General features: G+C 26.0%; 21 protein-coding genes and 1 riboswitch. Of the genes, 18 read left to right on the forward strand and 3 right to left on the reverse strand.

What is annotated here, in order from left to right; all coding sequences use genetic code 11:
- Positions 1–7: 7 nt before the first annotated feature.
- Entirely contained in the window at positions 8–190 is a 183-nt protein-coding gene (locus tag EXC62_RS04860; RefSeq protein WP_026390955.1) for a hypothetical protein, read from the reverse strand.
- A 70-nt stretch (positions 191–260) separates the two neighbouring features.
- Here EXC62_RS04860 and dinB point away from each other — a divergent pair, with 70 nt between their 5' ends.
- From dinB to EXC62_RS04900, 8 genes are all read left to right on the forward strand, one after another.
- Positions 261–1,367, forward strand: a complete 1,107-nt coding sequence (gene dinB / locus EXC62_RS04865) for a DNA polymerase IV (RefSeq protein ID WP_052590013.1) — start codon at positions 261–263, stop codon at positions 1,365–1,367.
- Positions 1,368–1,395: 28 nt separating this feature from the next.
- Entirely contained in the window at positions 1,396–2,634 is a 1,239-nt protein-coding gene (locus EXC62_RS04870) for a DEAD/DEAH box helicase (RefSeq protein ID WP_052590015.1), read from the forward strand.
- Positions 2,618–3,505 carry a deoxyribonuclease IV gene (locus tag EXC62_RS04875; RefSeq protein WP_026390956.1) on the forward strand — a complete coding sequence of 296 codons (888 nt, stop codon included), beginning with the start codon at positions 2,618–2,620 and terminating at the stop codon, positions 3,503–3,505. The genes EXC62_RS04870 and EXC62_RS04875 overlap by 17 nt, the downstream gene beginning before the upstream one ends.
- 1 nt (position 3,506) lies before the next feature.
- A complete protein-coding gene (locus EXC62_RS04880) occupies positions 3,507–4,013 on the forward strand; it encodes a YcxB family protein (RefSeq protein WP_026390957.1) in 507 nt (168 codons plus the stop codon).
- A 7-nt stretch (positions 4,014–4,020) separates the two neighbouring features.
- On the forward strand, positions 4,021–6,006 hold the full coding sequence (locus tag EXC62_RS04885; protein ID WP_026390958.1) for a M48 family metalloprotease: 1,986 nt from the start codon (positions 4,021–4,023) through the stop codon (positions 6,004–6,006).
- Positions 6,007–6,053: 47 nt separating this feature from the next.
- On the forward strand, positions 6,054–6,506 hold the full coding sequence (locus tag EXC62_RS04890; protein ID WP_129747506.1) for a hypothetical protein: 453 nt from the start codon (positions 6,054–6,056) through the stop codon (positions 6,504–6,506).
- Positions 6,507–6,628: 122 nt separating this feature from the next.
- A complete protein-coding gene (locus EXC62_RS04895; RefSeq protein WP_052590017.1) occupies positions 6,629–8,926 on the forward strand; it encodes an EAL domain-containing protein in 2,298 nt (765 codons plus the stop codon).
- 10 nt (positions 8,927–8,936) lie between these two features.
- Positions 8,937–10,325: an EAL domain-containing protein gene (locus tag EXC62_RS04900; RefSeq protein WP_026390960.1), complete on the forward strand. Its 1,389-nt coding sequence runs from the start codon at positions 8,937–8,939 to the stop codon at positions 10,323–10,325.
- 65 nt (positions 10,326–10,390) lie between these two features.
- Here the strand turns inward: EXC62_RS04900 and EXC62_RS04905 are convergent, their stop codons facing one another.
- A complete protein-coding gene (locus EXC62_RS04905; RefSeq protein ID WP_026391054.1) occupies positions 10,391–11,776 on the reverse strand; it encodes an ISNCY family transposase in 1,386 nt (461 codons plus the stop codon).
- 175 nt (positions 11,777–11,951) lie between these two features.
- Positions 11,952–12,028: riboswitch (cyclic di-GMP riboswitch) on the forward strand.
- A gap of 41 nt (positions 12,029–12,069) precedes the next feature.
- Here EXC62_RS04905 and EXC62_RS04910 point away from each other — a divergent pair.
- From EXC62_RS04910 to EXC62_RS04955, 10 genes are all read left to right on the forward strand, one after another.
- Positions 12,070–12,777 (forward strand): hypothetical protein, encoded by a 708-nt coding sequence (locus EXC62_RS04910; protein ID WP_026390082.1) that lies wholly within the window; start codon positions 12,070–12,072, stop codon positions 12,775–12,777.
- Positions 12,778–12,781: 4 nt separating this feature from the next.
- Positions 12,782–13,684, forward strand: a complete 903-nt coding sequence (locus tag EXC62_RS04915) for a hypothetical protein (RefSeq protein ID WP_026390081.1) — start codon at positions 12,782–12,784, stop codon at positions 13,682–13,684.
- Between the two features lie 49 nt (positions 13,685–13,733).
- Entirely contained in the window at positions 13,734–14,609 is an 876-nt protein-coding gene (locus EXC62_RS04920) for a hypothetical protein (RefSeq protein WP_026390080.1), read from the forward strand.
- Between the two features lie 100 nt (positions 14,610–14,709).
- A complete protein-coding gene (locus EXC62_RS04925; RefSeq protein WP_026390079.1) occupies positions 14,710–15,375 on the forward strand; it encodes a S26 family signal peptidase in 666 nt (221 codons plus the stop codon).
- Between the two features lie 19 nt (positions 15,376–15,394).
- Entirely contained in the window at positions 15,395–16,960 is a 1,566-nt protein-coding gene (locus tag EXC62_RS04930) for a hypothetical protein (protein WP_026390078.1), read from the forward strand.
- A gap of 4 nt (positions 16,961–16,964) precedes the next feature.
- Entirely contained in the window at positions 16,965–18,707 is a 1,743-nt protein-coding gene (locus EXC62_RS04935) for a DUF2357 domain-containing protein (RefSeq protein ID WP_026390077.1), read from the forward strand.
- Positions 18,708–18,715: 8 nt separating this feature from the next.
- On the forward strand, positions 18,716–19,291 hold the full coding sequence (locus tag EXC62_RS04940) for a signal peptidase I (protein WP_026390076.1): 576 nt from the start codon (positions 18,716–18,718) through the stop codon (positions 19,289–19,291).
- 19 nt (positions 19,292–19,310) lie between these two features.
- Positions 19,311–20,015 carry a hypothetical protein gene (locus EXC62_RS04945; protein WP_026390075.1) on the forward strand — a complete coding sequence of 235 codons (705 nt, stop codon included), beginning with the start codon at positions 19,311–19,313 and terminating at the stop codon, positions 20,013–20,015.
- A 1-nt stretch (position 20,016) separates the two neighbouring features.
- Positions 20,017–22,143 carry a hypothetical protein gene (locus tag EXC62_RS04950; RefSeq protein ID WP_026390074.1) on the forward strand — a complete coding sequence of 709 codons (2,127 nt, stop codon included), beginning with the start codon at positions 20,017–20,019 and terminating at the stop codon, positions 22,141–22,143.
- Positions 22,144–22,296: 153 nt separating this feature from the next.
- Positions 22,297–23,856 carry a sensor domain-containing diguanylate cyclase gene (locus EXC62_RS04955; RefSeq protein WP_026390073.1) on the forward strand — a complete coding sequence of 520 codons (1,560 nt, stop codon included), beginning with the start codon at positions 22,297–22,299 and terminating at the stop codon, positions 23,854–23,856.
- A gap of 148 nt (positions 23,857–24,004) precedes the next feature.
- Here EXC62_RS04955 and EXC62_RS04960 read toward each other — a convergent pair whose 3' ends face one another.
- Positions 24,005–25,243 (reverse strand): cation:proton antiporter, encoded by a 1,239-nt coding sequence (locus EXC62_RS04960; RefSeq protein ID WP_052589673.1) that lies wholly within the window; start codon positions 25,241–25,243, stop codon positions 24,005–24,007.
- Positions 25,244–25,256 lie beyond the last annotated feature (13 nt).

Consider the following 25,256-nt stretch of genomic DNA (forward strand, 5'->3'; position numbering starts at 1 on the left):
CTTTACTTTAATTACCTATTATTGCTTGTACAATTACCCATACAGCACTTATAATTACTATTCCAATCATACCGAATAATAAAATCCAAATAGTAATTTTCCCCCATTTAGTTTCAACAGGGTTTTTATATTCTTTTTTATCTAAATCAGTTTTCTTACTTTTGTTATCTTTTACAGATTTTGTAGACATTAAAATCACCTCAAGTATTATATTCATAAGGTATTTTAACATAAAACAACAATAAATTAAAGGAGATTATATGAAAAAGGAAGTTAAAATTATATTCCACATCGATTTGAATGCTTTTTTTGCAACTGTATCAATGATTAATGAACCTTATTTAAAAAATAAGGTGTTTGTTGTTGGTGGATCTGCAATGTCTTCAAAAGGTGTAATTTCAACTGCTTCATATAAAGCTAGAAAACTAGGAATTAGATCTGCAATGCCAATAAGTGATGCAATGAGAATTTATCCTAAACTCCTTGTTGTTCCAGTAAATTTTCCTGAATATATAAAATATTCAAATATTTTTTTTGAAGTTCTAACAACATATAGTGATAAGGTTCTTAAAGGTTCAATTGATGAAGCTTATCTTGATATGACAGAAGCATCAAAGACAAAACATCCTTTAGAACTTGCAAAAGAAATTCAAACAAAACTAAATAAAGAGTATAATCTTCCATGTTCAATTGGAATAGCTCCAACGCTTTTTCTTGCTAAAACAGCATCGGATATGAAAAAGCCATTAGGGATTACGGTTGTGAGAAGAAAAGATATTGTTAAAAAGATTTTTCCGTTACCAATTAAAGAACTATTTGGTATGGGAAAAAAAACATATCCAGTGATTGAGAAAAAAGGTATTTTAACGATTGGTGATTTCACTAAAAAAGAGAATAAAGAAAAAATTCTTGAAGTAATAACTAAAGAATCTTATGATAGTTTCATTAATCATATTTTAGGTTACAGTACAGATATAATAGATCCTGATAAATATAATATTCCTAAATCAATTAGTAATGAAACAACCTTTAATTATTATCTTGATAATCAAGATGTTCTTTTGCAAGAGTTGAAAAATTTATTTGATACCGTATATAGAAGATTAACAAAATATAAACTATTAGCAAAAACAGTAACAATTAAAATAAGAAATAGTAACTTTGAGACAATTACGCGTAGCAAGTCATTAACAGATTATACAAATGAATATGAATCATTTGAAACAATTATGGAAGAGTTATTCTTTGACAATTATCATGGTGATGCGATACGACTAATTGGAGTTGGATTAGGAACAATAATAACTAAATATGATTATAGGGAAGATTATAATCTTTTTACATATCAAAAGCTATTAGAAGAATAATCATGTTATAATATTTATGGTGATATATATGAAATATATAAATGAAATAGAAAAAATGGGGTTTGCTAAACTAACTCCAATTCAAACAGAAATAATTAATAATTTTAATAACAAAAGAAACTTAGTTGGAGTAGCACCAACTGGTACAGGTAAAACTCATGCTTATCTAATACCTTTGATAGGTAACATTGATGTTACAAAAGATGAAGTTCAAGCAATCATAATTGTTCCTACAAATGAACTTGTTAATCAAGTTAAACGTATGGTTGAGCCGTTAAGTGAAAACATTAAAATAAAATCATATGATTCAAAAATTGATAAAGGAAGAGAAATTGCATGGTTAGATAAATATCAGCCACAGTTAGTCATTTCAACTCCTGAACGTTTAATTGATTTAAGTAATAATGGACTTAAGATTAATACTTCAAAATACTTTGTTTTAGATGAAGCTGACATGATGTTTGATGAATCATTTTTGAAACAAATTGATTTAATAATTGGCAGAGTATCAACTGCTAAATTTTTGTTATTTTCAGCGACAATTACTGAAAATATGCATATGTTCATAAAAAAATATTTTGGTGTATATGATTTAATTGACACATCAAAAGATCATAAACTTAAAATTGAACATCGACTGGTCAAAGCAAGCCTTGATAACCGAATTGATACATTAAATGATTTGCTTAGAGTTCTAAATCCGTATTTAGCAATAATTTTTGTTAGTAAAAAAGAAGATCAAACAAAAATCTTTGATTTGTTATTAGATAAAGGACTTAGTGTTACACAATTATCTTCAAGTCTTAATCAGCATCAAAGAAAAAGAGTAATAAATGATATTATTGATTTAAAATATCAATACGTTGTTGCTAGTGATCTTGCAGCACGCGGATTAGATTTTGATGTTAGTCATGTTATAAACTATGACTTACCTTATAAACTGGAATTCTTTAAACACCGTAGTGGTAGAACAGGAAGAATGGAAAAAGAGGGAATTGTTATAACTATTGTTGATAATAATGATCGAAATAAAGTTAAAAGACTTGAAGAAATGGGATTTAAATTTAATGAATATCGTATAAGTAGTAGTGAAATGATTATTCTTAGTAAAGAACCTAAAAATAAAATTACTAATGATGAATTAAATGCTATGAAAAGAATTCCAAAACCTAAGAAAGTTAAACCAAACTATCGTAAAAAGAATGGCGATATAGTCAAAAGTGCAAAAAGAGAAGTTAGGAGAAAAAATTATGCTAAAAATAGGTAGTCATGTTTCAATGAAAGGAACTGAAATGTATGAAGGATCAGTGAATGAAGCATTATCATTTAATGAAACTGCATTTATGGTATATACCGGTGCTCCACAAAATACAATAAGAAAAAAATTAGAAGATTTAAAAATTGATGAAGCAGTAAGCTTAATGAATGAAAGTAATTTGTCATTTGACAATGTTGTTGTTCATGCTCCATATATTATTAACTTAGCAAATCCAGATAGCGAAAAACGTGATTTTGCTGTTGAATTCTTAACAAAAGAAGTTGAAAGAACTAGTGCAATGCATGTTAGTCAAATTGTCCTACATCCTGGTAGTGCTGTTGGTGGAGATAGAAGACAAGCAATTGTTTGGATTGCTGAAGGTGTTAATAGAGTAATTAATAACACAAAAGAATTAAAGGTTAGAATTGCTCTTGAAACAATGGCAGGTAAAGGTAATGAAGTTGGTAAAACATTTGACGAATTAAAAGAAATAATCAATTTGATTGAAAATAAAGAACGCGTATCTGTTTGTTTTGATACATGCCATGTTCATGATGCTGGTTACGATGTTAAAAATAATTTCGAAGAAGTTATTAAAGAATTTGATGATAAAGTTGGAATAAACAAGATTAGTGTTGTCCATGTAAATGATAGTAAGAATCCAATAGGTGCTGCTAAAGATAGACATGAGAATATTGGTTTTGGATATATCGGATTTGAAGCGTTAATTAAAATTATTTATCATGAAAAATTTACTAGTATTCCAAAAATTCTTGAAACTCCATATGTTGATGGATTTCCACCATACAAATATGAAATTGAAATGATAAGAGAAAAAAAGTTTAATGAAAACTTAAAGGAATTAATCGTAAAGGGTTAAAATGATTAATAAAACTAGAATAACAAAAGATTTTTTTAAATCATTTAATAAAAGAAATATAAATAAAATTAAAGTTTATGTAATTATAATGTTTGTAGCAATGACAATTTTAAGTATAAGCTTATATAGTGATAATAAACTATTAGCAATTATTATCTTTAGCGTAGCAATTATAATTAGTATTTTCTTTATGTTTTTTTATGAAAAAATTTTATTAAATCAAATTGTCAAAAACAACGATTTAATAAAAAATAATGCATTTTACGAATATGAGTTCTTAAAAGATAACTTTACAATCAAACTAGTCGAAAATAATACCAATATTGGATCAATAACTATTGATTATGAAGAAGTTTATAAGATTTCTGAATCCAATAATTATTTATACATTTTTGTATCAAAAGCAGTTTTTTATGCATTAAATATGGATGAAATGGTAAACGGACAATCGAGTGATCTAAAGAAATTATTAAACAAAAAAGTAAAAAAATACAAGATTAGAAATTAGGTATAAAATGTCAAAAATAACTAAAACAATTTTTTCAATGATAATATCAGTAGTTGTAATTGTATTGTTAGGATATTTAATAAGAAATATCAAGTATAACTACTTAGAAACAACACAGATTACTTCGGGATTAATAACATTATGTTTTATCGTAGTTGGATGTATAAGTTATCCAATAACAAAAGCTAAATATACTCAAAAAAAACTAAATAAAATTTTTGAAAAAGCTAAAGAAAAAAATGAAAAATTAAAAAACAACCGAGAAAAAACACAAAGAAAAACAACAAGACTATATTTCTTTACACTAGGTTATTACGTACTAGTAACTTTAACTTTGATTGTTTTTGGTGCTTCGTCAGTTGCAATTCTGGCAATAAGCGAATCCAATATACTTGATTACCTTGTTTATGTAATTTTAGGGATTTTCATGTTATCATCAATTATTTCGCAATTATTCACTACCGAAAAAGTTGATTTACTAGCTTTATATTTAGATAAAGAAAAGTATATAGTTTTATATGATATGCTAGAAACTATAAAAGAAGAACTAAATATAAATGAAGAAGTATATTTATATAGTGATGCATCACTTGGTGCTAGAATAATTACATATGGAGATAAACATCATATTGTATTAGGAGTTTTAATGCTTGAATTACTAGATCAACAAGAATTAAAATCAGTTTTATGTCATGAATTAGCACACATTCTTAATAAGGATAATAAAAAAAATTATAAAAGAAACAAATTTATTAAGACGATTTATATGGATGAAGGTGATTTTCGTTTATCTGCGTTTAGTTTTATGTTTTTTAATGGACTTCTTAATGCTTTATTAGTAAATTTTAGAGTTAACAAGATGATTCAAAGTAAGCAAGTTGAGATTTATGCAGATGGAATAGTTAAAAATAATGATTTAGCCAATGAATTTATAACTTCAACTATTAAATTAAAATATTTATCACTTTATATGAATGAACTTGGACATAAATTCTATTTACCAATTGAAGAAACTCCAAATCCAACATATTTTAAAGATGTTATAGAAGGACTAATAAACGACTTTCCAAAAAGAAAAGAGATTTATGAGTTTATAATTGAAAACGAAATCGAATCAAGAATTCCAAGTCATCCAATAACTTCATCAAGAATGAAATTCTTTGGTGTAAATACTCCTAAAATTGATTTTGATGATCGTTATTATGATAACGAAGTATTTATGATAATTAATCAAATGAATCAAATAGATGAAAATGAATTAGATAATTATCAAGAATATCGTGAAAATACATATTTAAGTCGTATAGAAACAATCAAAAAATATGAAGATAATCCGATTGATGATTTACAAGAACAACTTGAATACGGATTTGCTTTATTTCATGTCATGGAAATCGAAAAAGCTTTTTACTTTTTTAATAAGCTTATTGAAAAGTATCCTACTAGTTCACATGCGCACAATGCAATCGGAATGATTTATTTAAACTATTATTATAATCCAAAAGGTATTGAGCATATTTATAAATCTGCAGAACTTAATCGTAACTATGTTGATTCATTAGATGTAATTGGCGAGTTTTGTTTAAATATGGGATTAAAAGAAGAATTAGAAAAATTTAGAAATATACTTACAGATAAAATAATTTCTAATATTGCTGAATACGACAATATTGGCGACATTAATCCATCAACAAGACTATTTCCTGCAACACTTGAAAAAGAAAAATTGAATGAAATTATTGATTATATTAAGAATCAAGATTTCGCAACTGAAGTTTTCATTGTTAGAAAAAATATTACAGATGACTTTTATGCACACTTAGTATGTATAGTGGCTAATGAAGCTAATGGGTTTGATTTTAATACTGCAATGAACAATATTTTTAATCATTTAGATATAAGAGAAGAGCAGTTTGCTTTAATCCATGTTAATAATCAAATATTATACAAGAAACTAAAGAAAGTAAGTAATCCATATATATTAAATAAGTAAAAAAGAGGGTGTAATTTTTGCAAAAGAAAAGTATTTTCGAGAAAATAATGTTGCTAATATTATTTTTACTAGCAAGTCCTTTTATTATTGCAATTTTCACAGTTTTTTTTGTGGTCTATCTAATAGTTTGTCCAGTTGAAATATTAATATATAAAAGATCAAATTATTACAAGGATTTACAAGAAAAATATTATCTTTTTATTACAAGAAACAATAATTATTTGTTATATAATAAGCTTAGAAAAGAAGCAATTCCTACAAAGATTACAATCAATAATGAGACCTATGAATCATATAAATCAAAAGATATGTTTTTGATCTTTGTTGAATATAAAGTTGAGTTTAGTATTAACAATTTATTAGTTAATAGTAATAATAATAATTCTATATTAAGATTTGATAATTTAAATTATGTATATGTAATAAAAAGAAATATGTTTGTTAAAAACGATGATTATAAAATAGCAAAAACAATTAAAAATATTATAATTTATGAATAGGATAAACTCCTATTCTTTTCTTTTTTAGTCATAAAATACTATTTTAGTGGAATTTTTAAAGAAATAGTATTATCATATATAGCGCTGTAGTATGATATAATAACAAAAAAGAGGTGTTAAAAGTGAAAAAATTTAATCAAAATATAATTCAAAATATTTATGTACTACTTTTAATTACAGTACTAACACTATTCTTTTTTATATTTATAAGAAAATCAATTAATGAAGATGCTAGAATAATGGCACAAAATAATAATAATGGCGTAGCAACACTACTTAATAAGACTTTTGAAACAGATTACGAGTTATTTGTAAACAATGGCTTTAAAAATGAAAATATTTTTGATTTAACAGAACAAAATCTAATTATAGATGTAGATACTTTAAAACAATGGCAAATTACATCGTTAGATAAAATAATAAGTAATTCAGATGATTCTTTGAAAAAAGTTGTTTTCTATAAAGAAAATCAATTAGGAGTGAAGCTAATAAATGAATATGAATATCTATTTAACGATAATAGCAATATAGACTATTTAATAATTGATCAACAAGGAATAATAAAATATAGCACAAATAATAAATATCAAGGTAAGATTCAAAATAATATAAAACCTGTAAGATGGTTAGATGATAATTTAAGTAGAAATAGTTACTCAAGTATTAAGTCTAATGATATGTTTATTAGTTACATGAAAATAGATAACGGTTTTATATTATTTCAATTAGCTAATTCAAGAGTATTTATTAATCAAAACCAAAATCTAGTTTATGCAATTATCATATTTATGTTTTTGATGATATTCATTGTTGTAACATACTATTTGATATTAAAAAAGAATTTTAATGAACGAGTGAAGAAATTAGACCAATTAGTATTTTCAAAATATGATTACTTTTATATTGCTGTTCTAAATTTAAAAGGTAAAATAATAAGAACTAATACAATGTTTAAAGATGAGTTCTTAAAAGATAAAAAATTTGAAACAATATTTGAATTAGATAAATTTAATATTAAAGATTCAAATGATTTAAAAGATAATAGCAAAATTTATTTTAGATTAAATAATAAAAGATTTAGTTTTAAAATTTTTAGAAAAGAAAATACATATTCAGTAGTTGGAGAAGTATATAACGAACAACTAGAAAAGTATCAAAAGCTTGCTTATTCAAATTCGATAAGTGGTGTTGGTAATTTATTTGCCTTTACTGAATATGTTAATAATACTAAAAATGATAAGGAATCTACTTATGTTATAGTTGATATTAAAGATTTTAACAAAATAATGCAATTTAAAGGTTATTCAGCATCTGTAAAAATTATTAAAAAAATAACTGATATTTTTGATCAAAATAAAAAAGAAGGTATAAAACTTTTTCATGTTAAAATTGATACTTTTATTTTAGTTATTGATGGACATATTGATGAGAGATGGGTTACAAGAAGAATCAAGAAATATGAAAGTATAAGTTTGAATGAAAATGAAACAGTAATGCTTGAATATAAAACCGGAATTGTTCATTCTACTTATGTAGTTGGAAGTGATGGAGAAAAAATATATGATACATTATTAATCACATTGACTCGTGCTAAAAAATCATCAATATACGATATTATTACTTATGATGATAACTTGAAATTATTTTTAACTAATCGTGAAATAATGTTAAAAGATTTGAATAATGCACTGGTAAATGATGAATTCATTATCTTTCTTCAACCTAAATTAGATTTAAGAGATAAAAGAATCAAATCTTTTGAAGCTCTACTAAGATGGAATAATCCAAAATATTTAAAAAGATCACCTGAAGAATATATAACATTAGCCGAAGAGAGTGATTTAATAGTAAAAATTGGAGATATAGTTATTGAAAAAACTTTTGAAATCTTAAAGGATTATAAGAATAAAAATATTAATATCGCTATAAACATATCACCTAAGCAAATAATTGAACAAGGGTTTGTTAATAAACTCATCCTTGCAGCAAGAAAAAATGAGATTGAACCTTCACAAATTTCAATTGAAGTTACTGAAACAATTTTAGTAGAAACATTTGATATAGTTATTGAAAAAATAAAAAGCCTAAAGAAAGCTGGATTTAGTATCCATTTAGATGATTTTGGTACAGGGTATAGTTCTCTTAAGTACTTAAAAGATTTGCCAATTGATGTTATAAAGATTGATAAACAGTTTATTAAAGATATGAGTGATGATCTTAAATCTGAAGCAATTGTTAAAACTATGATACAATTAACTCATGAATTAGGTTTAACAGTTGTTGCTGAAGGTATTGAAAATAAGCAAGAATTAGAAAAATTAAAAATTCTTGGATGTGATTATATTCAAGGTTATTTAATAAGTAAACCGGTAATTGCTAAAGAAGCATTATTGAAATACAATAAAACAATTAAGTTTTAGGGGGAATAATATGCCAGAATTAATCCAAGTTATTGCAATAGCACTAGCAACAATCTTAATGATTTTTTTGAGTTTTATTTTTGTGAAATTACTCAAGAAAGAAAAAGATAAAGAAATTGAAGATAGGATAATTTTTAGTAATGAATCATTAGATTATGAAATTTTCATGAAACTAATTAATCGAAAAGTTTATGAAAATAAAGGTCAAAATTTCTTTACTATTTTTTGGATTAATATTAATCGTTTCTTTGTAGTTGAAGAAACATATAATAAAGAAGATGTTGAAAATATAATTAAACAAATTCATTATCATTTGAAGGAAATTCTTCCAAAAACAGCTAAAATTGCTTATGGTAAATATCCTGGTACTATACTTGTATATCTACCAAAAATTTATCAAGAAAATGAAACGAATATATTAGCTAAAAAAATAAAAAGCACTGCGGAATTAAAAATTAAAGTTTTTGAAGATATTTATTTTGAAACATCGGCAACAATAGCGTATGTTAAATACCCACTTAATGGGCAAACTAGTGAAAGACTAATTGAGAGTTTAAGTATGGCGGCATATTTAAGTGAAAAACTTGGTGGCACTGGAATAACAGGCTATAGCAATGAAATGGAAAAAGACCGAAAATTCCTTGATTTCTATTTTGAAGTTAAAAGAGCAATCCAAAGAAAAGAATTTACATTGTATTATCAGCCGATTATAGATGTTAAAAATAGTGAAATATACGGATATGAATCACTTGTTAGATGGAATCATCCTGATAAGGGAACTTTATCACCAAAAGAGTTTATGCCTCTAATGGAACAATCAGGTGATATCAATTGGATTAGTATATGGGGGTTAGAAACAGTGATTAAAACTAATTTCGATCTTAAAACAGAAATCCCTAACAACTATTCATGGCATATAAATATTAGTCATCGTCAGTTATTAAATAATAAATTAGTTAATGAATATCAAAATACAATTACTAAATATCGAATAGAAGCGCGTAAAATAGTTTTAGAGATTGCAGATTTTCAAGATATGTTTGAACATGAAGATGCATTAAGAACAATTCTTAAATTAAAAAATATTGGTTTTAGAATTGCAGTATCTGTTGATAAGGTAGATTATCAAATGCTTACTAAAATTGAACAATATAAGATTGATATGATTAAACTTAATGTTAAAATGCTTAAAGATGATTATGTTACAACTCAAAAATATGTTGAGGTAATATCAGAATTAACAAATAAAAATAATATGAAAGTTATTATTGAATCAGTTGAAGAAAAAATTGATGAAGATCAAATCAATAAGTACAAATTTAGATATGGACAAGGTTTTTATTATTCAAAACCACTTAAAAAAGATGAAATTAGCACTTTTTCGTTAAAAAATAAGTAAAAAAGTATTATTCGAGATAAATATTTGTCAATATCTTTTGAAAATGTCCTAAAAAAATAAGATCATTAACGTGATTTATACATTGCTCTTTCTATCATCCGATTATAAGAATCACTTTTCCATGGATGACTATTAGGGACAGTGTATTTTTTCTTTTCTTTTTCAACACCAAGATCGAAATCTTTAGAATGACTTTCGTGAGATTCTAATTCAATTAATTTATAGTAATCACTGTTAATTAAACAATATAATTTATTATCAAATGATTTGATAACTATAGCTTTTGTACGATGTTTAAAGTTCATTAAGTTACCATTTTTATTATAGGCTTGGAAATACTTGTTTTGATACTTTAAAGCAGAGCCACGGTCAAATACACGGCTAGATATAACAGCTAAAATTAAGTTTAAATCAGTATCACTATTAATCTTTTCGTAAACTTGTGGTATATTATCATTAATGAGAGAGAATTGTTTATTAAACTTATCAAGATATGATTGTAGGAACTCATTTGCTTGAACGATGGTCTTAATATTATTAATTCGTAACTCATTTATTAATCTGGATTGTAACGTTCCAAATAAACGTTCAATTCGCCCCTTAGCTTGAGGAATAGAAGTAACATTTAAAGTTATGCCCAGCTGCTCGCAGGCATAACCAAATTGTGTTAATGTACTATACTCGGGCTTAGGGTTTTTTAATGATTTATAGTCGAAGATTGTTCTTCTGTCAGTTAGAAACTCATTAGGTATCCCATGATTCTCTAATGTTTGCTTTAAAACGTTGTAATAGCCAATTAGAGTCTCTTGATGATCAAAATATGCACCAACTAACATTCCTGTAGCATCGTCTATTGCTGCATGAAGATGAGTTTTTTTATCTCCAAACCATAAATGTTCTGATGCGTCCATTTGTAATAACTCGCCACCATATTTTTTTCTTGGAAGTCTTGCGTGATTATCTTTAGGATCTAAAATGTTATTATCAATGATAAGATTCTTTTCTTGAATAGATAAGGATTCGTTTAAATCTATTTTTGTTTGAATTCTATCACGGTATTTCCTCTTAGTAATTCTTTCAGCTTTTGGTGATAAAATAAGATTTTCATCTAAGAGATTGTATAGAGAATTATATGATATTTTAATTTTCTCATTTTCCAGAAGCATTTCTTTAAAATGTTTAAAGTTGAAATTGTAGTATTTATTATTATATAAATTTAAAATTTTATTTTTGATTTCAACTTTAATTATAAGGTGAGGAGACTTCTTTCTATTACCATGAATAAAACCTTCCTTACCTTGTTCATTATATTTGATAATTAATCTATTAACTTGTCTAAGTGATATACCTAGTTTATTAGCAGCATTAAGTTTATTACCGTTATTTGTTACTAAGTTTTTTATTGTTTCATACTTCATTTGTTCCATTGGTTTTAGTTCTACCTTTCTCATTAAGTACCTCCATTATATTAAGTACTTAATATTGTATTATAGTTTCTAATGTTTGGGACATTATTAAAAGATACTACTTAAGACATTATCATAAGATAACCACAAAAAAAGTATTATTCGAGATAAATATTTTGACAAATATAAAACTGTTTGATAAAATATATGAGCATCGAAAGAATGTAAAAGGCAAACCAAGGGTAACCTTGGGACGCAAAGCTATAGGGTCCTAAAATTGGATAGCCAGTTGTCATTATGACAATTGGCTTTTTTTGTCAATTTAGGAGGTGATTTGGATGCGGTTATCTGAAATATGGAATAAAAAAGGAACTAAAAAACTCAGTTTATTAAAAGTATTAGCACCTGTTGCGTTACTAACATTTACAATTGTATTTCTAACATTTTATGGTGTTAATACTGGTAATTTCTCAATTGGAGTAAGTAGTAATGCTTATGATAGAAATATTTCGATTTCAATCACTCCAGACTCAAATGAAAACAAAAAAACAATTTACGTTAATTCTAGAAACTTGTTACCAATTAATTTGTTAACAGTCGAGTCACAACTTGATGAAATAACAACAACAGATGGTGAATACAAAGGTAAGTACTCAAGAAATATTGTTGCATATAGTTTTTATATTAAAAATGAATCATCAAGTTTATCGTTTGATCTTGCTTATTCAATTCTACTAAGAGATATAAAAAAATATCAAGATGAGATTAGGTATATAAAAATTATGGTGATTAGCGATGATGAGAAAACAATATACCAAAGTAGCTTGAGTGAAAAGAAATATCAAGATGATTATAGTTATTATGATTTTGATGAAAATGCTAAAGAAATTGTTGTTGGAAAGCCTAAAATAATTAGTGCGAGATCAGAAAGAAAATATACAATTTTGTTTTGGTATGATGGCGATGAGATGGTAAATGCTAACATTAATAAAAATGATATTCTTGAAAGTTTAAAGTTTCAAATAAACTTTGAAATAGTGGATTAAAACTATGAAGAAAATAAGAATATTGACTTTAACATTAATTATCACATTGTTTACATTCTCAGTTGGTGCAGTAGCGTGGCTACAGATTAGTAACATTAATATTGTTGAAGGAATTAACTTGAATGCTGGTAGTGGTGATTTACTTGATATATCACTTGATGGAATTAACTATGCAAAAAGATTAGATGAAACATTGATTAAAGAAAAGTTAAGAAGATTAAGATTCTCAGATGTAACAACAACTGACGGAATAAACTTCTTTCAAGGTCCTAACAATGAAACAAGAATAGCAAGACCTAATATTGATTACTTAACATTTGATATCTGGTTTAGAGTTACTCTAGAAGATAATACAAATGAAAATGAAGTCTTTGATAAAATATTTTTAACTAATCGAAAAGAAGTAAAATACGATGAAACAAATAATGTTAAAGGAACTTATGTAACATCGGAAGGAAAAAGTTGGAAAGCAGATTTAGAATTCAATGATGGAAATAAGATCATAAAAAAAGGCGAAACCAACAATTATTATGCAAAAGATGCAATAAGAATTGGATTTGCTAGTGATGAAAATCAATTTATTTATGATATTAGTGAAAATGAAGAACGTGGTTTTGGAATGGAGTTTGGAGCATTTGATTACTATAATCAAAAAAATCCTTTAAATAAATTAAAAGTTCCAGAAAAAAAACCAGAAACAATCTATGAACTTTCAAAAGAAAGTGGAGCAGTAGGTTTTATGAATAATGATAATTCCCTAATAGTTTCACTAAAGAAAGAGGACAAACATTATTATGGTAAAGCTAAATTAAATATTTGGCTTGAAGGATGGGATCCAGATAGTATTGAAGCAATACTAAACGATCACATATTAATTCAGCTAGAATTTATAGCTGCAAAATTATAAAAGTTATTTAGTCAGCATATGCTGAAAATGTAAAAAGGAGAAAAAGAAAATGAAATTTACAAAGAAAATGGTTTTATCAGTATTAACATTAGTTATTACAGTGTTTGCATTAGGTACTGGGGTATTTGCATGGTTTACAATCAACAATACAACTAGTGTCTCAGATTTAAGTGGAACAGTACAATCAGGTACAGGTGGATTTTTAATTTCAACTAATGGAGAAGATTGGAATACAGCTCTTGATTTAAGTGGTATTACAGTTAAAGGTGATAGTTTTACTGACTTAACATCTGAAGATGGAAAAACATTTAAAAGTCTAAATAATGATTCAGTGGCAACTGGATATATTGAATTTGACTTACATTTCTTAATTGGTACTACATTTAATAGAATTAATTTATCAGATTTAACAGTATCAAGTGAAGAAACATCATGGAAATCAGATGTAGAAGTTACACTTGATAAAAAATACAATGTTGGTGATGCAATAAAAAATTATGCTTCAAATGCTGCAAGAATTTCAATTGAAAATCAAAAAAATGATGTTACTGTTTTTGAACAAAGTCAAACTGCTGTTGGAAATACAAGTGGTGTAGCAACTGAAACAAATAACTATGCATTTATTTATTATAATGCTTTAGCTACAAAGACTGGTAAAACAGCACTTAATTTTGCTAATGCATCAGCTTTAACAACTGATGGTCATGCAAGAGTTGGAGAAGAAGCATTTACTTCTATAGAAATTAGTGATGCAATTGAAGTGCCATCAACTATTACTGTAAAGGAAGAAGATACTAAGGCAGGTTACACAAAATATGCTAAGATTACAGTTCGTGTTTGGATTGAAGGTTGGGATGGAGAAGCATTCAATGCAATCTTAGGTGGTAAGTTAAATCTTAACTTTACATTCACTGCTGCTGAATAAGTTTTAAGATAATTTTCTTTGAGTATATATAATGAGGAAGCCTTAAATGGCTTCCCATTAAACTCAAATATATTGAAAAAATTAATAAGGAGTTACATAAATGAAAGAGAATAAAAAATCAAACGGAAGCAAGATTATATCAGTTATAGGAAATGTTATATTTTATACATTTATTTTGGTTTTATTACTTTTTTCAATAGTCAATTTGAGTGCGAAAAAGGAAGATGATGTACCAACATTGTTTGGTAGAGGATTTGTTACAGTACTTAGTGATTCGATGAACGGAGATAAGAAAGATTCGTTTAAAGAAGGAGCGTTAGTATTTGTAAAAGATCTAAATGATGATGATAAAAAGAATTTAAAAGTTGGAGATGTTGTTGTTTTTTGGGGACAATTATCGATTGATGATCCAAAATTACAAGCACATATAATTCATAGAATTATTAAAATTGAAGGAAACAATATTACTACACAAGGTGATAGCCTAAGAAATGCAAATACTACAGAAACAAATGATATAAGTAGAATTAAAGCACTTGCGACTGGACATGTTGAAGGATTAGGAAAACCAATTAATTATTTAAGAACATCAACTGGTTTTGCATTATTTATTCTATTACCATTATTTATATTATTAATTGTTCAAATTACAATTTTAGTTGTTAATGTTGTTAATAGAAATAAAGAAAGATTAAGAATTGATCATGAAGCTGAAAAAGCAAGATTAAAAGAAGAAATTTTGAAAGAGTTAAAAGAGAAACAATAACTTAAAGGTGGTGATTTAAATGGGCAATTTTGCAAAATGGTATATAGATATTCTACAAAAAACAATGCAAGTAATAATTAGTTTTTTTGTAGGAATTGGTGAATTTATTGCAAATATATTTGTAAGATATCCTGTAAATTCATTCAATAGCTTCACACTAGCAACTCGTGAATTTCAATTGCTGGATTGGGTAGCTGCAATTGTTGTTGTGAGTGTTAATATTGTCTTTTTAGTTATTATTCTTTTATTAGTATTTAGACTATTAAAAAAATATATTAGATTTGTTAAAAGAGAGATTAATACTGATAATTTAATAGATGAAATTAGTGAGTTAAACAGAGCATTGATAGAAAGCACGAATGAAAAAAATACAATTTTAGCCCTTAAATCGGAAGACTTAGGGTTAGGTAGTGGTGTGGTATCAAATCGTGTTAAAAGTTCAAACTTATTAACTGAAAATATTGATGGTACAGATGAAGAAAAGAATAAAAATGAAGATTCAAGATTTGTTAAATTACTTGATGTTGATGAAACATATGATTATGCTGTTTTACCAACACATATGTATGAAACAGATCGAATTAATTTAAATGAATTAGTTAACAGATTTATAAATTTCTCAGCATCGAAATTAAAACTATTTTATACACATAAAACAGTAACAACGTTTTTAGCTGGTATGGCTTCATCAAAGATTATTATTCTTGAAGGTATATCTGGAACTGGTAAAACATCATTACCGTATGCTTTTGGAAAATTCTTTAATAATGATTCATCAATAATTTCCGTTCAACCATCTTGGCGTGATAGAACAGAAATTATAGGATACTTAAATGAATTTACGAAAAAGTATACTGAACCAGATTTCTTGAAAGCTATTTATGAAACAACATACAGAACAGATGTTAATCTGATTATATTAGATGAAATGAACTTAGCTCGTGTTGAATATTATTTTGCGGATTTCTTATCAATAATGGAAATGCCAAAACCTGAAGAGTGGTTAATTGATATTGTTGGTGATAGTCAACCAGGAGATCCAATTAATCTTAAAAAAGGAAAAATGCTATTACCACAAAACGTCTGGTTTATAGGAACCGCTAATCGTGATGATTCAACATTTACAATTACCGATAAGGTATATGATAGAGCAGCATCAATTGAGATGAATGATAGAGCTAATTATATAGATGCACCAGATACAAATAATGTTCATATGAGTTATGAATATTTAGATGGTTTGTTCAAACAAGCTGTAATTGATAATCCTATAACAACAAAAACACTTGAAAACCTAGAAAAACTTGATTTATTTATAACATCAAAATTCCAAATTACATTTGGTAATCGTATTATGAGACAAATAAAGAGTTTTATTCCCGTATATGTTGCTAGTGGTGAAAATGAAATTGATGGACTTGATTATATTGTTTCAAGAAAAGTAATCAGAAAATTTGAAACCCTAAATCTACCATTTTTAGTTAATGAATTAGATGAATTATTAAAAGAAATTGATAAACTATTCGGTAAAACTAAATTCAATGAAACACGTAAAATGATTGAACAATTTAGAAAACAGGTATAGATTAATGAAAAGAAGATATGATCTAAAACTATTTTATGATATGGTCATAAATGAAATTGATAATGCTGAATTAGAAACAGATTTTCCATTTTATTTTTATCAAGCTTTTGATAAAGGTGAAAAACTTGTTTCACAAACATTAGTAACAGAGATCAAAAAGTTTGATGAAACATGGATTAAAACTGTTGAATCATATTTCCCAAGTATTGATAAAATAACGAAAAATTTAAAATCAAATTTAAAATATGAAGAAGAAATAAGAATTATTGAAAAAGCTAAAAAAACTGGTAGTAAATCAATTCAACATTTAGCAGCAAATACACATCTTATTAAAGAAGTTAAACCAAATATTATTCCTAAAAAGATTTTAGTCGATAATTCGGAAATTGATTATGCAATCTATGAAAACAGATTTGTGATGACTTTAATTGAACGTTTATCAGATTTTGTATATCAACGACTTAATATTATTAAACAAAATATTGAAGCAAGTCAAACAGTTAAAATGAACATTGATAGTAAATTTATGTTTGGTGATGAAGAATATAAGATTAATCTTGATTTGAATAAAACCGAAAAAGTGTCAAAAAAGTCTGAAATGGAAGCAAACCTTCAACTATATAAACGAGTTGAATATTTATATCGACAAATAACAAATCTTAAAAAAGGGCAGTTTATGAGTATTTTAAAAAATGCTAAAAAAGTAACTGCACCAATACTTAAAACCCAAATTATTCTTAAGAATACTGATTATCGTAATGCATATAATTTATGGATTTTCCTTGATCAATATTCATCACTTGGATTTGAATTAGAAACAAAAACTTCGAATAAAAAGTTTACACAAAGTTATAAAAAACATTTAACTCAAAACGTTTTATTGTTATTTGCAACTACGCTATTTCATGAAAAACAAACGCTAAATAGTGATTATACAAAAGGTAATAGAAGAAAGTTTAAATCGTATTTGACAAAGGTAAGCAATCTTGATGTTGTAAAAGATCCAAGAAGCTTTTCAAATGAGCATCAAGAAATGAATGAATACTATTTAAATCAAATGAAAATAATTTTTAAAACGCAAATCGATAAGTATAGTAGTGAAGGTAAAAATAAACGTATTTCATTAAAAAATGCAATTAATGATACTTTGAAAATTGTAAATTCAATTTATTCATCATACTTAGGAATTAATAGTGAAAACGAAGTTTTTGATCAATTAATAAAACCAGATAGAAAAAAAGTTATGCTAGATGAATCAATGGAAAAATATAAACTTGTTAAAGCACTTAGAGAAGCAAAAGAAAAAGATTTGCGAGAAACATATGAATTAGAACTTAGATGGCAAAAAATAGTTGAAGAAAAATCTAATGATTTACATCTTGAAAATCTTGAATTAAGTAAGAAAAAAATAACTAAAAAACTTGAAAAAGAAGTAAATGACTTTAAGAAATATAAAGAAAAAAGAATTGATCAAACTAAAAAAATTAAGGAACAAGCAATTAGAAAACATAAAGATGAGTTAAAAGATTTTGAAGAAAAACTTAAATTCAAATATCAAAAGCAACAAGAGAAAATAAAAAAAGTTGAACAAGAAAAACTGTTAAAAATTAAAGAGAAGCTTAAAAAAGAAAAAATGAAATTAAAACTTCAAGAACAAAAAAAGCTTGCAAAAGAAAAAGACAAACAAGCAACAATTAATGAAAGAAAAAAAATGAAGTTAGAAGAAAAATATAACCCTAAAGGATAGTGGTTAAAATGAAAAAAATCTTAAGTTATATATTAAGTGCAATAACATTACTTATTTTAATAATATCAATTATCTTTGTTATTTTAAATATTAAAGGTGTGAAAGATAATACACCAATAAAAATCTTTGGTTACAGATATTCACTTGTGGTTTCTGATTCAATGAATCCAAGTATTCAAAAAGGTGACTATGTAATTTATGAAGAATTTGATGAATATAATCTTAAGGATGTAATAGTTTATCGAAGTAAAACTGATAATAAGTTGATAGTTCATGAAATAGTTGAGGAAACTTCGTTTGGATTTAAAACTAAAGGAAGTAATAATAAAATAAATGATTTTAATTATGAAGGGTATATTACAAATGATCGTATTCTTGGAAAAGTGGTTAAAGTTACAGCTTTATTAGGCATTGGAAGATTATTTACTTCCAATAAATCCATGGTTATTATGATTGTTGTTATAGTATCATTTGGAATTATTGTTTGGCAAATAGTTGATATTACGAAAGCTTTAAAAGAAAAAACAAAAGAAAAATATCAAAAAGAATTAGAAGATTATAAGAAAGAATTGAACGATAAATAAAAAAAAGGAGTGAAGACAGATGCTAAAAAAATTATATATTTCAGTAGTAGTATTATTACTTGCAGTACTAAGTATGACTGTATCTGTCTTTGCTTGGTTTACTGAAGTAAAAAGTAGTTCAGAAGCAAACGGATTAAATGGTAAAATTGATCAAAATGTTCAGTTTGAATTTGATACTGATTATGATATGTTAATTGATACTACAAGATTTGAGGATTTAATTTATGTAACAAGAGAGGACCTTGCAAAAGGTACCCAAACAACATATAGTGGTTTATCAACAAATATAACAATAACAATCAAGAATAAAGATTTAGAAAAATTTAGAATTTACGTTGGAGCAAGTATTGCTGCATCACTTAATGCAGGTCCTTATACAGGTATTAGCAATGGTTTATTGTATTTGGTTTATAGTGAAGTTGATGTTGAAAATGCACTAAATGCAAACAAAAATGTTGTGGATTACATAATGGAAAGAGAAATTTTTAATTTTGACAGAACAAATATGACGGATAGTCAATATGTTGATGCTGCTATTTCTAATCTAAGATCAAGAAATGGAATATTAATTAGTGGAACTAAGACAGAAGAAACGATGTTTATTGCTGCTTGGGGTTACTATGATGGATTAAAAGGATATACTTACAACAATGTGGAATTGCAAAAACTATATTATTCTCTAGTTTATCAAGTAACTTTCATGCTTCGTGGAGGGTTAGCATAATATGATAAAACTTAAAAAAATAGTAATATTATTATTAGTATTTGCTGCATCTATAGCAACATCAATAGGAGTATATGCATGGATTTCTGTTGGAGCTGAAAAAGAAGTTAGTGAACTAATAACTGAACTTGATTCAACGAGAATTTTTGAAGCAAGTATGAATGTTAAAATAAATGACGAAGAAGTTAAATATTCTGATGTATCGCGTTATGATTCAGTTACACATATGTTTACATTTAATAATGTTGATGAATTAAGAGATGGTTTTAAAGTTAATGTTACAATTGAAGCTAAGAAACAGATTAAAGTCAGATTTAAAATTGTTGAAGAATGGCATAATAGTAATAATGAAATAATAGAAAATCCTCATTTACTAACATTTAATTCTAGTAATAGTGATTTATACAAAAAAGATAATGAAAAATATATTTATTATACGCCAAGCATTGGTTTAGGAAAAATTGTTGAAGATATTGAGATTATTGATAGTGTTACATTTAGTAATACTAATGCAATTAGTGATAAATTGTATTTTGCAATTATAGTCGATGCAATTCAATATAATTATGAAGATAATTGGGATGCTAATCCAAATGATACATTAGGTAATAAGATTAATATTTCAAATGATACTATAGTTTCTATTGATTTAAAGAATATTTTTCAAGTTGGTATTTTACGTGGGATTTTAATTGAATTTATTCAATATGACACTGATAAAAATTATCAATTTGTTTATAGTGAAAATAGAAATAACTTCGAAGTCAAATTAAGTGCTGGTAGTTATGATGTTAACGTTTATACACACAAACTTTTTACATATGATGTTAAGTATACAAATAATAAAATACTTATAAATATTGAGTATCGTATTGTTGATAACTATATTGGAATTCATAGCTTTATCTTTAGTCCTAATATCATTCGTGAATTTAAATTTGATACAGATTATCCTAAAGATATTATTGTTTATACTATAGATGATAATGAAAAAAAGACATATTGGGTTTCGACAAAAGTAATTTCAAAATACTATAGTCCACATCCTAGTGCTCAAGGTTCAAGTTGGGAAATAATGGGAAAAAGATGGAAGAACGGAAATACAATTGATGCAGGAAAAGTTGTTTATTATGATAATACTTTTTGGCAATCAACAAGAAATGGTAATACGACAACACCAGGAAGTGTTAATAGTGGATGGATTAGATTAGACTTTACGTGGTTTTTGAACAATGAATATAAGATTGGTGATATCATTTTTTATGATAATGGATATTGGTTAGTATTAAAAAATGGAAATTCATGGAAAGAACCTGGAACAGAAAATAGTATTTCAAATTTTGCATCACTTGGACATAATTTTAGAAAAAATACAGGTGCAGCATATAAAACAGGGGATATTGTTTTATATGAAGGTATTTATTACATGATGAGAAGGGATTATGCAAATAATCCACCAACACCTCATGGTGAGTGGGATGAGTGGGCAGTACTTGATCCGTATTGGGAAATCGAAAGGGAATATGCTAAAGATCAAATTATAATTTATGAAAATAAAAAATATAAGAGTCTTATAAGTGGTAATAGTCAAAAAAAACCATCTGAAAATCCAACTATTTGGGAATTGACAAATGAAGATCCAAACATTGATTGGAATCCAAACAAAGTCTATAAAACAAATGACTATGTTCTGTATGAAGGAATAAGTTATGTAGTTAAAAATGGTTATAGTAATGTGTCTGGTAATTCTAAAAAACCAAACGAATCAGTTTATTGGCGTAATCTATCCGATAATTTTAGTTACTATAATAGCTATAAAATGAATGACAGATATAGTTTAGTATATTACAATGAAGCATGGTGGAAATGGACTAGTGATAAAACATCGGATGAAGTAAGAAGTGAATTTGATGGTAAGAATCCAATTCCTGGAGAGATTGTAAATGGCATAAATTATTGGCAAGAAGTAACAATTGTTTGGAAGCCACATAATAGATATAAAAAGGATGACATGGTTATTTTTGCTGGACATTTTTGGAGAGCAAAACAAGATATTAATACATATATCCAACCAGGAGATGTATTATACTGGGAACGTTATGATATAGATTGGAATCCAAATAAATAAAAAATAAGTGTATTTTAAATTGACTATTTATAACTGTGTCGATTTAAAAACACTTTTTTTCTTTTTTACCTTCAAATTTTGATAAAAAAATGACTTTTTATAACTAGTTTTGGTATAATAAATATCGAACAATATCAATATGAGGTTATTTGTATGACACTTGAAGGAATGCTAATTACAGTTTTAATTGCTTTAATCAATTTTTCGTTCATCGGGATATTACTATTTATTAATTTAAAAAACCCTAATAGGTATGACGGACTAAGAAGTTGGATTAACTCAAATTTTATTAGAATTACAGGAAGTATTTTAATTGCTACATCTGAATATATTAAAGAGAATACAATAAAAACAATTGTATCTTTTTTAGGATATTTCTTGTTAGTTTCAAGTCTAATATTAGTCAACAAAAGTATCTATAAATTAGTTGATAAAAAATCAAATATAATTTGGGAGAGACCAGTAAATATTATCTTTTTAGTTTTATTAATTCTTTTTGGTATAGTAATAAAAAACGATTTATTTTTTACTTTAGTAATCTTAATTGCTCAAGCATTCTACACATTGTGGCAAATAATAATTGTTAATACTAATAGAACAGCAGATGATCGAAATTCTTGGCTTTCGTTTACAATTCTACAGACAATGGCAATTATTGTTTTTATTTGTTATGTTTTATTTGAATTACTTTTTAATGAGTTTAATATTACAAATTTTACTGGGAATCATAAAGGACAAAATATAATTATTAAATCATTAGTAATCATGTCGACATTAAATTCAATTGGATTATTAACTAGAATAAGTAATGTAGCACCAAAGTATGTCGATTCTGAAAATAAACTATTTAGGACTGTAATTAATTTAACATCGAATATGATTGTGGTTTATGATAAAGAAACTAAAGTAATTAATTATGTTAATCCACACTTCACTAAAAAGTTTAAGTATCGTAATTTTGAATTGTTATCTAAAAAAAGATTTGATGAATTATTTGTTACAAAAGATGAGTACTTTAAACTTAAAGAAGAGTATTATAAGGGTTCAAATTTAATTGAATATAAAACAAAAATGTTGACACGTGATAATAAAATAATCAAATGTTTAATATCAATTTCATTAATTCCATTTAATGATACTGAATCATACTTAGCAAGTATTGTCGATATAACAAATACAATTAGTCAAACAGAAAAATATGAGTTTTTAGCTAGTTATGATGAATTAACTAATCTTCCTAATAGAAGAGTTTTATATGAAGTATTTAAGAAGAAAAAAGATGCGTTTAAATCATTTATTTTAATTATTCTTGATATTGATAATTTTAAAGAAATAAATGACCAATACGGACATAATATAGGCGATGAAGTTTTAAAAATATTAGGGCCTAAACTTGATTATATTAATGATGATAATGATTTAGTTGCTCGTTATGGTGGAGATGAATTTATATTTTTAATTGATTTAAATAATAATCAGACTTTTGATGAAATAATTAATAAACTTTTAGAAGTATTTAAAGAACCAGTAATAGTTAATAATGAAAGAATAAAAATTGATATATCTTTAGGTGTTGCGGAGTATCCAATTGATGATGATGGATTTGAAGGATTATTAGAAAAAGCAGATATAGCACTTTATAGAGCAAAAAAATATGATGGGGATAAAGTTGTTGTCTATAATGAAAAAGATGAAATTGAAACATTAATATAAAAAAGTACTGCGAGATATAAAGATATTTTTGCAGTACTTTTATATATGTAGTATTAAAAAAGATAAATGGCAAACAAAACATCTGATTTATTAATAGATAAAGAAATATATATATAAAGTTTTAAATGAAAAGTTTGTTATTTTATATTTAATCATTTATCTCTTGATTAGAAACTAGCGCATATAACTCATTTGATTTATCTAAAGCAATCTTTGCAAATATTGGACCTGTTGATTCATAGATTAAAATACTAAATAAAATAATTGTTGTAATAGGAGTTGCTAAAGTTGTTGGTAAATACATATTAACTAATAAACTTAAGCCTATCGATATACCACCTTGAGGAAGTAGCGCAAATCCAAGATATTTTTTTACATTTGACTCAGCATTTGATATAACAGCACCAACATGTGAACCGGTGATTTTTCCTAATGCTCTAGCAATAATGTAAACAACACCTATTAATCCAACAGTTTTTAAAATATCAAGTTTCAGTGTAGCACCAGCTATCGTAAAGAAAAGGATATAAAATATAGGTACAAAATCGTTGATAGTTTTAAAAGATCTATTTGCAGTATCTTTTCTAAGGTTTGCTAAAGTAGTACCAATCATGATATTTACTAATAAAGGTGAAAGATTCAAAAGTTTTGATACACCTAAACCAACAAGAATAAAGAAAATTGTTTTTACTTGTATATTGTCTTTAGGATCAACTTTTTTACTTAAAATTGATAATAATATTCCAAGCAATAATCCAATGAGTAAAGAACCAAAAACTTCAATTAATGGACCTTTTAAAATATTCCATGCAGTTAGTTTTAATGCATTGTTTGGATCAATTGGAACTAAGATTCTTGCAATAGGTAAAACAATTCCAAAAACAATAATACCTAGAACATCATCAAGTGCAGCAACAGGCAAAATACTCCTCGTAACTGGACCATCTGAACGAAACTGCTTAATCACAAGAATTGTAGCGGCAGGTGCTGTTGCAGCTGACATTGAACCTAATATTAGACTGAAAACTAATCTTTCTTTGTTTGTGAAGGTAGGAAATGCAAAAGGTGTCATTAGATACATTGCAAGTGAAACAATTAAAACTGCACCTAGGACTTCCCAAAAAGTTATAGTTAGAATTCTTTTTCCACTCTTTTTTAAAGATGAAAATACAAATTCACTACCAATACCGAATGCTATAAACGATAATGTTATTTCACTTATAGTATCAAAAACGGGTAAATGATTTGTTAAGTTAATTGGAAAAAAGCCAATTATTACTCCGGCAATTAAATAACCAGATACTGTTGGAAGTTTGACTTTTTCAGCAAGCTTACCGATTAAATATCCAAAACCAATAAATAATGAAAGAATTAAAATGATGTTCAATTAAATGACCTCC

This window comes from Haploplasma axanthum (genome assembly GCF_900660745.1).
GTDB lineage: Bacteria > Bacillota_I > Bacilli_A > Acholeplasmatales > Acholeplasmataceae > Haploplasma > Haploplasma axanthum.

Excerpts from the sequence above, each read along its gene's own strand:
- EXC62_RS04860 (WP_026390955.1), bottom strand. The coding sequence starts at position 190 with ATGTCTACAAAATCTGTAAAAGATAACAAAAGTAAGAAAACTGATTTA.
- dinB (WP_052590013.1), top strand. The coding sequence starts at position 261 with ATGAAAAAGGAAGTTAAAATTATATTCCACATCGATTTGAATGCTTTT.
- EXC62_RS04870 (WP_052590015.1), top strand. The coding sequence starts at position 1,396 with ATGAAATATATAAATGAAATAGAAAAAATGGGGTTTGCTAAACTAACT.
- EXC62_RS04875 (WP_026390956.1), top strand. The coding sequence starts at position 2,618 with ATGCTAAAAATAGGTAGTCATGTTTCAATGAAAGGAACTGAAATGTAT.
- EXC62_RS04880 (WP_026390957.1), top strand. The coding sequence starts at position 3,507 with ATGATTAATAAAACTAGAATAACAAAAGATTTTTTTAAATCATTTAAT.
- EXC62_RS04885 (WP_026390958.1), top strand. The coding sequence starts at position 4,021 with ATGTCAAAAATAACTAAAACAATTTTTTCAATGATAATATCAGTAGTT.
- EXC62_RS04890 (WP_129747506.1), top strand. The coding sequence starts at position 6,054 with ATGTTGCTAATATTATTTTTACTAGCAAGTCCTTTTATTATTGCAATT.
- EXC62_RS04900 (WP_026390960.1), top strand. The coding sequence starts at position 8,937 with ATGCCAGAATTAATCCAAGTTATTGCAATAGCACTAGCAACAATCTTA.
- EXC62_RS04905 (WP_026391054.1), bottom strand. The coding sequence starts at position 11,776 with ATGAGAAAGGTAGAACTAAAACCAATGGAACAAATGAAGTATGAAACA.
- EXC62_RS04910 (WP_026390082.1), top strand. The coding sequence starts at position 12,070 with ATGCGGTTATCTGAAATATGGAATAAAAAAGGAACTAAAAAACTCAGT.
- EXC62_RS04915 (WP_026390081.1), top strand. The coding sequence starts at position 12,782 with ATGAAGAAAATAAGAATATTGACTTTAACATTAATTATCACATTGTTT.
- EXC62_RS04920 (WP_026390080.1), top strand. The coding sequence starts at position 13,734 with ATGAAATTTACAAAGAAAATGGTTTTATCAGTATTAACATTAGTTATT.
- EXC62_RS04925 (WP_026390079.1), top strand. The coding sequence starts at position 14,710 with ATGAAAGAGAATAAAAAATCAAACGGAAGCAAGATTATATCAGTTATA.
- EXC62_RS04930 (WP_026390078.1), top strand. The coding sequence starts at position 15,395 with ATGGGCAATTTTGCAAAATGGTATATAGATATTCTACAAAAAACAATG.
- EXC62_RS04935 (WP_026390077.1), top strand. The coding sequence starts at position 16,965 with ATGAAAAGAAGATATGATCTAAAACTATTTTATGATATGGTCATAAAT.
- EXC62_RS04940 (WP_026390076.1), top strand. The coding sequence starts at position 18,716 with ATGAAAAAAATCTTAAGTTATATATTAAGTGCAATAACATTACTTATT.
- EXC62_RS04945 (WP_026390075.1), top strand. The coding sequence starts at position 19,311 with ATGCTAAAAAAATTATATATTTCAGTAGTAGTATTATTACTTGCAGTA.
- EXC62_RS04950 (WP_026390074.1), top strand. The coding sequence starts at position 20,017 with ATGATAAAACTTAAAAAAATAGTAATATTATTATTAGTATTTGCTGCA.
- EXC62_RS04955 (WP_026390073.1), top strand. The coding sequence starts at position 22,297 with ATGACACTTGAAGGAATGCTAATTACAGTTTTAATTGCTTTAATCAAT.